This window comes from Kurthia gibsonii, from assembly GCF_006539985.1.
In the GTDB taxonomy this organism is placed as follows: Bacteria; Bacillota; Bacilli; order Bacillales_A; family Planococcaceae; genus Kurthia; species Kurthia gibsonii.
This window is the reverse complement of sequence record NZ_BJOB01000060.1, coordinates 1-10,640: the sequence shown is the minus strand read 5'-3', so window position 1 is coordinate 10,640 and position 10,640 is coordinate 1. Positions and strand designations below refer to the sequence as shown.

Genomic DNA, 10,640 nt, shown 5'->3' with positions numbered 1-10,640 from the left:
CACCAAGTTATCTTAGCGACTTTATTATTATAACACGATACTTTATCTTGTCAAGAACTTTTTTGAATTCTTTTTTTGAGATATTTTTTAGTCACTCGTTAGCGACTTAATTATTATACCAGAGCATTCATTTACAGTCAAGAACTTTTCCAAAAAAACTTTGTTTGTTTTTCTCATCAGCTCTTAACGACTTAATTAGTATATCACTATACTTTAAATATTGCAAGCACCTTTTTTAAAAAAGATTATTTACATTATTTGATGTAATTACTTCTTCGTAACAACATGTTTTATATTGTATATCTTCTCTTTTTAAATTACAAGTAGTAAATATACGGGATATAAAAAAGGTATCGATTCAAGATCGATACCTTTTAATATTATATAGAAATAATTAATCGCGTTGACGCATTAATGGGAATAATAATACATCGCGAATTGATTGAGAGTTTGTTAACAACATAATTAGACGGTCAATACCAATACCTAAACCACCTGTTGGAGCCATACCATACTCTAAAGCTTCTAAGAAGTCTTCGTCCATCTCATGCGCTTCATCATTTCCTTGTTCCTTCTCAACCATTTGAGATTCGAAACGTTCGCGTTGATCAATTGGATCATTTAACTCTGTGAACGCATTTGCATGCTCACGACGCACGATGAATAACTCAAAACGATCTGTGAAACGAGGATCTTCTGGGTTTTTCTTCGCTAATGGTGAAATTTCAACTGGGTGACCGTATACAAATGTAGGTTGAACTAATGATTCTTCAATTTTTTGTTCGAAGAATTCATTAATGATATGTCCTACTTCCATTGTATCTTTGATTTCTACATGGTGTTCTTTTGCTAGAGCTTGTGCTTCTTCTTTCGTCATTTCTTTCCAGAAGTCTACACCTGTTGCTTCTTTAACAGCATCTACCATATGCATACGTTTCCAGCCTTTAGATAAATCAATTACATCTTCACCGTACTGAACTTGTGTTGTACCAAGGACTTCTTGTGCTACGTGAACGAATAGGTCTTCAGTTAGATTCATGATATCTTCGTAATCTGCATATGCTTCATATAACTCTAATAATGTAAATTCAGGGTTATGACGAGTTGATACACCTTCATTACGGAATACGCGACCGATTTCATATACTTTCTCTAATCCACCTACGATTAAACGTTTTAAGTAAAGCTCAATCGCAATACGCATATACATTTGTGCATCTAATGCATTATGGTGTGTAACGAACGGGCGTGCTGCTGCTCCACCTGCTACAGAGTTTAGCATTGGTGTTTCTACTTCTAAGTAACCTTTGTTATCTAAGAAGTTACGGATCGAACGAATGATTTGGCTACGTGTAATGAATGCTTTTTTGCTTTCATCATTTGTCATTAAATCTAAGTAACGTTGACGGTAACGTTGTTCAACGTCTTGTAAACCATGGAATTTTTCAGGCATTGGGCGTAATGACTTTGTTAAGAAAGTGAACTCTAATGCTTTGATTGTTAATTCACCCACGTTTGTTTTAAAGAGCGTTCCTTTAATCCCAACAATGTCACCCAAGTCTGCGCGTTTAAAGATTTCATAAGCTTCTTCACCAATCGCATCTTTACGTACATAAATTTGAATTTGGCCACCTAAATCTTGAATGTTTGCGAAGCCTACTTTACCTTTACTACGCTTTGTCATGATACGACCAGCTACAACTACCTCTACTGCTTCTCTTTCTTCTAAATCTTCTTTTGAAACAGCTTCAAATTGTTCATGTAATTCATTTGTTAAGTGCGTTCTTTCAAAGCGTTGACCGAATGGATCTAGGCCAGCTTCTCTGATTGAATCCATCTTTTGGCGTCTCACCAAAACTTGGTCATTTAATTCTTCTGACACATCTTTCACTCCTTATAATTGTTCCGCTCATAGCAGTCCATAATGTATTTATTGTACACAATTTTAGCATACAATTCATGCCTTTCCTCTCATTTTCTTTTGATTGAAAGTGCCTATGTCCATTTTTCAAACAATCGTACACCCTCATGTCCATTCTCAGAAAGGAGTTCTTCTGCACTTTTTTGATGTACAGGATGTATAACTTCTGCGTTCAGTTCAACCAATGGAACTAATACGAAAGCTCGCTCATGCATTCGTGGGTGCGGTACAGTCAATATGGGTGTATCGATTACTTCATCACCATATAATATAATATCTAAATCCATCGTACGTGGGCCCCAACGCACTACTCTTACGCGCTTCAATTCTTGTTCAATTGATTGGCAGACAATTAGTAATTCTTCTCCTGTTAGCTCAGTCTCTACTTCCGCCACAATATTCATAAATACATCCTGATCTTCATATCCAACAGGATCCGTATCATATATAGAAGAAACTCGAATAACTTGGATGTGTTCATGTGCTTGTAAAAGTTCAACTGCTTGCTTTAGAGACGCTACTTTATCCCCCATATTAGAACCTAATGAGATATAAGCGCGCGTCATATTCCCTCACCTCGTGTAATTTCAACAGCCACTTCACGATAATGCCCTGGAATTGGTGGATCTGGTTTAATCACTTCGACTTGCACGCCTTTTACTTGATTCATAAATGTACTTAAAATTGTTTGTGCAATTTTCTCAGCTACAGCCTCAATTAGTTTGTATGGTTTACCTTCTACAATCTCTTTCGTTAACTCATATACTTCTGCATAACTCACTGTTTTATTTAAATCATCTGTTTGACCTGCTTCTTTTAAATCCACAGCCAATTTTAATGTCACTCGGAAACGTTGTCCTAATGTTGTTTCTGCTTCTAATACACCGTGATAACCATAAAATTCTACATCTCTTAAATGAATATAATCCAATTCTCTCTCTCCTATCGTAAAGCGTCCATTGTTTTCATCATACGGGCAATCGGCTTGACATCATGTACACGCACCATGTGACAGCCCTTATCTACACCGTAACAACAACTAGCACCTGTTCCTTCCATTCGTTCCTCTACCGGTAAATCTAAAATATGACCAATCATGCGCTTTCTTGAAGTCGCAAGTAGTACAGGATAACCATAATCAACAAGTTCAGCTAAATGACGCATCATCTCAATATTTTGCTCATGTGTTTTTCCAAAACCAATACCCGGGTCGAGCCAAATGTTTTCATGTGGCACTCCTGCTTCCAAAGCAATTCGAATACTTTCTTCTAAATCCTCACGTACTGCTTGGAAAAAAGCATCACCTACATATTCTTGTTGTCGGTTATGCATCAGAATAATCGGCGCATCCCACTTAGCTGCTACCTTCGCAATATTCGCATCATGCTTCGCTCCCCAAATATCATTCACAATATGTGCTCCTGCTTCTAATGCCGCCTCTGCTACTTCTGATTTGAATGTATCAATCGAAATCAATACATCTAATTCTTTACGAATGGCACGAATAACAGGCACAACACGTTGAATCTCATCTTCAATTGATACAGGCGTATAACCTGGTCGCGTTGATTCACCGCCAATGTCGATAATCTTAGCACCATCTGCTACCATCACTTTTGCATGAGCAACTGCTCGTTCTACTGAATTAAATTGCCCACCATCTGAAAATGAATCTGGTGTCACATTTAAAATACCCATCACATATGTTTCTTTTCCAAAATATAATGTATGGTTCCCGATTGGCTTTTCTTTATAATGTTCTAACATCATAGACGTAACCCCTCAATTCTCTTTTGATAAGCTTCGTATAATTGTTTATACACTTCACCATCACAACCTTTAAATTCCTTAGCATCCAACTTTCGTATCGCTACAATTTCTTGAATAGAAGTTGTTACAAAACATTCATCTGCTTGTTCTACATCTTCTTTTCGATAGAGACCTTCAATTAAAGGAATTTCCAAGCTACGCGCTAATTCCATTACAAATTGTCTTGTAATCCCATTTAAAATACCCGTTTCTAAAGAAGGTGTATAGATTCGACCATTGGTTACCCAAAAGATATTTGATGTAATCCCTTCCGCTACATTGCCCTTTTCTGTCACATAAAAACCTTCTAAATCTTTTAGTGAAGGTACTTCTTGGCGCGCTAAAATATTATTCGCATAGTGATGTGATTTAAAGCGTATTGCCTGTTCTGGTTGACTTCTGATTGTATCAAGCCAAACAGCTGACTTTTCTCGGCAAACAGGTGGTAGTTCCTTACGAAAAATGATAACTGTTGGATTTTCATATGTTCTCGCTTGTAATCCAAGTCCTTCATCTCCAGCAGAGACATTCAAACGAAAATAACCGTCTTCACCGTTCGATTTAGCTGTTAACTCTCGAATGACTTCTTTTAATTCCACATCTGTATAAGGTAATTTAATGCGATACGTAGCAAGTGCTGCTCTCATACGCTGCATATGCTCTGCGAATAGGAATGGTTCCCCATCATATGTACGAAACGTCTCAAAAAAACCAAGCCCATATAAATAACCATGATCAAAGGGTGAAATACATAAATCTTCTGCTCTTACAAATTCACCATCTTTAAAGCACCACATACACTTTCCTCCTAGCAATATGTTTTAATGAAGTTTTCTAATAACATAAGCCCTTTTTCAGTCATAATCGATTCAGGATGGAACTGGACACCTTCTACAGCATATTGTTTATGACGTAACCCCATAATTTCGCCTTCCTCTGTCCAAGATGTAACTTCTAAACAGTCAGGTAATGTTTTTGGGTCAACAATTAAAGAATGATAACGTGTAGCAATATATGGGTTCGGCATATTCTGGTTCATCCCTTTGTTCTCATGATAGACAGGCGATGTTTTACCATGCATGAGACGTTCAGCACGAATGACATCTCCTCCGAATACTTGCGCAATCGATTGATGACCTAAACATACACCTAAAATCGGAATCTTCCCTGCAAAATGCTGGATGATTTCTAAACTCATGCCTGCTTCATTCGGTGAACAAGGTCCTGGAGAGATGACAATCATTTTCGGATTCCATTCTTCAATTTCAGCAATGGTCACTTCATCATTGCGTTTTACAAATAATTCTTCGCCTAACTCACCAAAGTACTGCACGATATTGTAGATAAATGAATCATAGTTATCAATCATTAAAATCATTTCGTCAACTCCTCTACCATCTGAACTGCTTGCCACATTGATTTCGCTTTATTCAGTGATTCTTCATATTCTTTCTCCGGAATCGAATCAATAACAATTCCTGCTCCTGCTTGAATATGTACACGCTCATCTTGAATGAAAGCTGTTCGAATCACAATATTGAAATCTAAATCGCCATTATAACCCATCCAACCAATCGATCCTGTATAAATACCACGTCGTACTGGTTCTAATTCTTCAATGATTTCCATTGTGCGAATTTTCGGGGCCCCCGTAATTGTACCGCCTGGGAACATCGCACGTACTACATCGGCATTCGATTTAGAAGGATCTAATTTACTTCGAACATTGGATACGATATGCTGCACATGTGAGTACTTCTCGATAACCATAAATTCATCAACATGAACAGTACCGTAAGCTGATACTTTTCCTAAATCATTGCGTTCTAAGTCAACTAACATAACATGTTCTGCACGTTCTTTTGGGTGTTCTATTAGCTCATTTGCGAGCGCTAAATCTTCCGCATCATTCGCACCACGTGGACGCGTTCCCGCAATCGGACGTGTTGATAGAGCTGTTCCTTCTTTTTTTACAAGTAATTCTGGTGATCCTGATACAGTCGCAAAATCGGGTGATTGAATAAATGCCATGTATGGTGAAGGATTAAATGTACGAAGCGCTTCATATAAAACAATCGCATCTGTTGTGAACTCTTTCGACTGACGCACAGATAAATTCACTTGGAATACATCACCTTGTGCAATATATTCTTGAATCTTTCGTACAGCTTGTTCGAACTGTTCACCTGTCATCGATACATTTCGTGGTTCCATCTGATGTTGCACACTTAATGTATCTGCAGAAAAGATTCGTTCAAAACCTTCTACTTCCCATTCTTCTTGCCACTTTTCTAAATCTACTTCACTTGTTGAAGTTTTCATCAGTGTCACCATTTGATTCGTCTCGTCATATACTGCCCAAGCATCCACTAAGTACATGTATTGGTCTGGTAGTCGTACATCTGCTTCTGCTGTTTCAGCTAATTTTTCAATTTTACGTGTATAGTCATATGAAATTGCCCCTATTACACCACCTGTAAAAAATTCACCATTTGGTGGCAGTGCATATTCTTTTGTTAGTTCTTCTATTAAATGAAGTGATTCCCCCACGCGCTCTTCTACTGAACCATCTCGCCAATCAATACGAATACCATTATCTTGTGATGAAATAATTGCTAGTGGATTCCAAGCAGCAATCGACTGCTTTCCCCCTCGTCCACTCTCTAATAGAATATGATGTGCTTCTTGCTGTGTCTGTCGTTTATAGCGATAAAAAAATGCGTCCTTCGTCATCGGAAACGCATCTGTTTGAAAAAGCTGATTCGTCAAAGTAATTCCCCCACTGTATGTATTTTCACTGTTGTCCCTAGTATATGAAATGTTGGAAGTTTTCGCAAAAGTGACTACATTTTAAACACAAAAAAGGAACTGTGCAAAAGCACAATTCCTCTTATTTTAACCATCACATTCATTAGTCATCAAAGTGATAAAGTGGTGTTGATAGATAACGTTCTCCGTTCGAAGCAAGAACAGCTAGTACATTTTTGCCTTTTCCAAGACGTTTTGCTGTTTCAAGCGCTGCATATACTGCTGCTCCAGAAGAAATACCACCTAGAATACCTTCTTCTTTTGCTACTTTACGTGCGGTATCAAATGCTGCTTCATTTTCTACTGGGAAAACAGAGTCATATACTTCTGTGTTTAATACTTTTGGTACGAAACCAGCACCAATACCTTGGATTTTATGTGGGCCTGGTTTTCCACCTTCTAATACAGGTGAATCTTTTGGTTCTACAGCGATTACTTCTAGTTCAGGGAATTTTGCTTTTAATACTTCACCTGCACCTGTAATTGTACCGCCTGTACCAACACCTGCGATGAATGCATCTAATGTTAAACCAGCTTGTTCGAATGCATCAACGATTTCTGGACCTGTTGTTTCGCGATGAACAACAGCGTTTACAGGGTTTTCAAATTGTTGTGGTAAGAACCAACCATTTTCTTTTGCAAGTTCTTCTGCCTTTGCAATAGCGCCTTTCATACCTTCTGCACCTGGTGTTAAGATTAATTCTGCACCATATGCGCGTAATAAGTTACGACGTTCCATTGACATTGTATCTGGCATTACGATGACTGATTTATAACCTTTTGCAGCAGCAATCATCGCTAAACCGATTCCTGTATTGCCTGAAGTTGGCTCAATTAGTGTACTACCTTCTTTTAAAATACCGTCTTTTTCAGCTTGTTCTACCATACCTAAAGCTAGACGATCTTTTACAGAACTTCCTGGGTTCATATATTCTAATTTCACGTATACGTTTGCGTCATTTGGTCCTGTTAAGTTATTTAATTTAACGATTGGTGTATTACCTACTAAATCTGTTACTGATTGTACAATTTGATTTGTCATGCAATCCCACTCCTAATCCCTAGTAATTTTGTATGTTTTATTAATTTAATAATACGCGCGCATTTTATGAATGTCAATCAAAAGATACCCTAAAATGTGACAAAAAATGTATTTTTCTAAATTTTCATAAAAAATAGCCGCTTCTTATATGAAACGACTCTCTCATTCTTTTATTTAATTCGTTGGGAACCAACCATTTGGCTCTACATTCAAACGAATATTAATCTGTTTTATTTCTTGGAATTCTTCCAAACTGTATTTACCTAAACTTCGACTAATACCCGATTGTTTATACCCACCACATGGCGCTTCCACATATGTTCGATGATAATCATTCACATATGTGATACCTGCACGTACCTTTTTAATAAGAAGTCTCTCCTTCATGTTCTTTAATTTGATCAAGAATGATTGATTTACTTATGGATATCCATTTTCAGGTACACTCCATACGTTTTCAGAAAAGTAAGAATATGTTACACTTATCCTGAGATTTTTCAGGGTGATTGAAATATACATATTTTTACATATTTTTTCTCGTTTAATCCTATTTACGCTATAAAAAATATTAATTTTCTAGTTTATTAAAAGTATGCCAATTTGTAAAAAAAGAAAAGAACCACTTTCAAAAAGGAGTTGTGACATAGGATGCTAAAAGATAAAAAATATAAATATCAACTTGTATATGAACGCATCAAAGAACAAATTTTAGCTGGGAATTATCAACCTCATGAGAAATTATTATCTAAAAGAAAAATTTCCGAACAATTCAATGTGAGTATTAACTCCGTCATTGTCGCACTCGATCAACTTATTGTAGAAGGTTATGTTTATAGTTTAGAAAGAAAAGGATATTTTGTAGAGGACATTACAAGGTATGATTTAGATAATCAAGAATGGAGTGGGCTACCTGCTGAATTAAAAGAACATCCAATTGAGCGTCCTTATCAAACTTCATTTTCACATATGGCTTCGAATATGAGCCTGTTTCCTTATAACGAATGGTTAAAGTGTGAGCAAAAAGCGATTCAGCAATTCAATAACGAGCTATCTCACTTATCTCACCAGCAAGGACCTTACATTGTGCGTCAGACTTTAGCACAACATTTGAACTTTAAACGAGGTGTACGTTGTGAGCCAGAGCAAGTAGTGCTTCATTCTTCTAGTCAGGCTTTAATGAGCCAAATACTCGAATTATTTGACGATGCACCGTATACAATCGCATTAGAAAATCCAGGTTACGCACGTTATAAAGCTTTAATTGAAGATCATGGATGGAATGTATTAACGGTAACTCTGGATGAAAAGGGGTTTGATGTAGAACTACTTCAAAATCAAGATGTCCAACTCGTATGTGTCACACCTGCACATCAATTTCCTATGGGGATGATTATGCCTATCTCTAGAAGATTTGAATTATTAAACTGGGTGAACGTTCCGCAAGAGCGTTATATCATTGAAGATGATTATGATAGTGAATATAAATATGAAACAGCGCATATTCCCTCTCTACAAAGTTTGGATCGTAGTCAACGTACTATCTACATGGGTACATTCTCCAAAACATTGTTTCCTGGTATTCGTATTAGTTATATGGTGCTGCCACCTAACCTCTTAAAAAAGTATAAAGAAAAATTCAATCACTTAATTCCGTCTTGTAATACATTAAACTTATATACTTTACATTTTTTTATGAAAGATGGTTATTACCAAAAACATTTATCAACCATGACTGAACATTTTGAAGAAGTACGAAAATGCTTAATTCATACACTAGAAGAGACTTTTGACGAGGACTTAAATATTATCGATGTGCCAGCTGGACTGCATTTTATTATTCATTACAATACAGAAAAATCTTATGCAGAGATCTTAGAATGTGCCAAAAATGAAAGTCTTGAAATTTTTAGTTTAGAACGATTTTACCTTACGCCTGTAGAGGATGATGAGCGTTATTTTATTCTAGGGTTTGCTAGTTTACAATTGCATGAAATCCCATATGCAGTGAAAAAATTAAAAAATATTTTAAATCGTTAAATGACTTAAATAAAAAAGCTTTCCACTCCAAACCTGAGCGGAAAGCTTTTTTGTACTATTTTTGAGCGCGTACTTCTTCGATAATATCACGTAGTTCGTCTTCTGAATAACTGTATTTTTCCATACAGAAATGACATTCAGCTTCTGCACCATGATCTTCCTCAATCATCGCTTGTAATTCGTCTTCACCTAGTCCAATTAAAGCATTTGAAAAACGATCTTTTGAACAGTTACATGAGAATGTAACATCTTGACGGTCTAAAATTTCGACATGTTCTTTACCTAATACTGCTTCTAAAATTTCTTCTGGTGTGAAACCTTTTTCAATCATTTTTGAAACAGGTTCGATTTTAGATAGTGCTTCTTCGATTTGTGTAATGGTCTCATCATCTACACCTGGCATAACTTGGACAATAAAACCACCTGCTGCTTTAATTGTATAATCTGGATTAACTAGTACTCCTAAACCAACTGCTGACGGTGTTTGTTCCGATTTTGTGAAGTAATATGCGAAATCTTCGCCTAGTTCACCTGATACTAATTCAACTTGTCCTGTGAAGTAATCACGTAATCCAGCATCTTTTACAACAGATAACGAACCTTGTGTACCTACAGCACGGCGTACATCTAATTTACCGAATTGATTTAATTCAAAATCCACGTGCGGATTCATTGCATAACCACGTACTTCACCTTTTGCGTTTGCGTCAACGATAATCGCACCAATAGGACCGTCACCTTGAACTTTAATCGTTAATTGGTCGTCACCTTTTTGCATAGCACCCATCATGACACCAGCAGTCATTGTACGCCCAAGTGCTGCTGAAGCTGTTGGCCATGTATCATGTCGACGTTGTGCTTCACCTACTGTTTCTGTTGAGCTTACAGCGAATGCACGCACACTTCCGTTAAAACCAATTGCTCTTACTAAATAATCTGACATGTATTATATCCTCTTTTCTTTATAAGCATAATTAAAACATCTTTCGACATCATAACACAGGTACTCCTATAAAAAAAAGT

The 10,640-nt window shown here is 36.7% G+C and carries 10 protein-coding genes and 1 pseudogene; 1 reads left to right on the top strand and 10 read right to left on the bottom strand.

What is annotated here, in order from left to right; translation table 11 throughout:
• Positions 1 to 394: 394 nt before the first annotated feature.
• The 9 genes and pseudogenes from lysS to KGI01_RS12450 form a co-directional block, all read right to left on the bottom strand.
• Positions 395 to 1,891 carry a lysine--tRNA ligase gene (gene lysS, locus KGI01_RS12490; RefSeq protein WP_174795814.1) on the bottom strand — a complete coding sequence of 499 codons (1,497 nt, stop codon included), beginning with the start codon at positions 1,889 to 1,891 and terminating at the stop codon, positions 395 to 397.
• Positions 1,892 to 1,995: 104 nt separating this feature from the next.
• Positions 1,996 to 2,487, bottom strand: coding sequence for a 2-amino-4-hydroxy-6-hydroxymethyldihydropteridine diphosphokinase (gene folK / locus KGI01_RS12485; protein WP_141274952.1), 492 nt, complete (start codon positions 2,485 to 2,487; stop codon positions 1,996 to 1,998).
• Positions 2,484 to 2,852: a dihydroneopterin aldolase gene (gene folB / locus KGI01_RS12480; protein ID WP_141274951.1), complete on the bottom strand. Its 369-nt coding sequence runs from the start codon at positions 2,850 to 2,852 to the stop codon at positions 2,484 to 2,486. The genes folK and folB overlap by 4 nt, the downstream gene beginning before the upstream one ends.
• Positions 2,853 to 2,863: 11 nt before the next feature.
• Positions 2,864 to 3,691, bottom strand: coding sequence for a dihydropteroate synthase (gene folP, locus KGI01_RS12475; RefSeq protein WP_411286291.1), 828 nt, complete (start codon positions 3,689 to 3,691; stop codon positions 2,864 to 2,866).
• Positions 3,688 to 4,527: an aminodeoxychorismate lyase gene (pabC, locus tag KGI01_RS12470; protein WP_141274950.1), complete on the bottom strand. Its 840-nt coding sequence runs from the start codon at positions 4,525 to 4,527 to the stop codon at positions 3,688 to 3,690. Before pabC ends, folP begins: the two co-directional genes overlap by 4 nt.
• Positions 4,528 to 4,538: 11 nt before the next feature.
• Positions 4,539 to 5,108: an aminodeoxychorismate/anthranilate synthase component II gene (pabA, locus tag KGI01_RS12465; RefSeq protein ID WP_141274949.1), complete on the bottom strand. Its 570-nt coding sequence runs from the start codon at positions 5,106 to 5,108 to the stop codon at positions 4,539 to 4,541.
• A complete protein-coding gene (locus KGI01_RS12460) occupies positions 5,105 to 6,463 on the bottom strand; it encodes an anthranilate synthase component I family protein (RefSeq protein ID WP_141274954.1) in 1,359 nt (452 codons plus the stop codon). The genes pabA and KGI01_RS12460 overlap by 4 nt, the downstream gene beginning before the upstream one ends.
• 178 nt (positions 6,464 to 6,641) lie before the next feature.
• Positions 6,642 to 7,580 carry a cysteine synthase A gene (cysK, locus tag KGI01_RS12455; protein ID WP_141274948.1) on the bottom strand — a complete coding sequence of 313 codons (939 nt, stop codon included), beginning with the start codon at positions 7,578 to 7,580 and terminating at the stop codon, positions 6,642 to 6,644.
• A 174-nt stretch (positions 7,581 to 7,754) separates the two neighbouring features.
• Positions 7,755 to 7,949, bottom strand: a pseudogene (locus KGI01_RS12450) (aldehyde dehydrogenase family protein); the annotation flags it as partial.
• 279 nt (positions 7,950 to 8,228) lie between these two features.
• Here KGI01_RS12450 and gabR point away from each other — a divergent pair.
• Complete coding sequence (gene gabR / locus KGI01_RS12445) at positions 8,229 to 9,617, top strand: MocR-like transcriptional regulator GabR (protein ID WP_141274946.1); 1,389 nt, start codon at positions 8,229 to 8,231, stop codon at positions 9,615 to 9,617.
• A 55-nt stretch (positions 9,618 to 9,672) separates the two neighbouring features.
• Here the strand turns inward: gabR and hslO are convergent, their stop codons facing one another.
• Positions 9,673 to 10,560, bottom strand: coding sequence for an Hsp33 family molecular chaperone HslO (hslO, locus tag KGI01_RS12440; protein WP_141274945.1), 888 nt, complete (start codon positions 10,558 to 10,560; stop codon positions 9,673 to 9,675).
• Between the last annotated feature and the right edge of the window lie 80 nt (positions 10,561 to 10,640).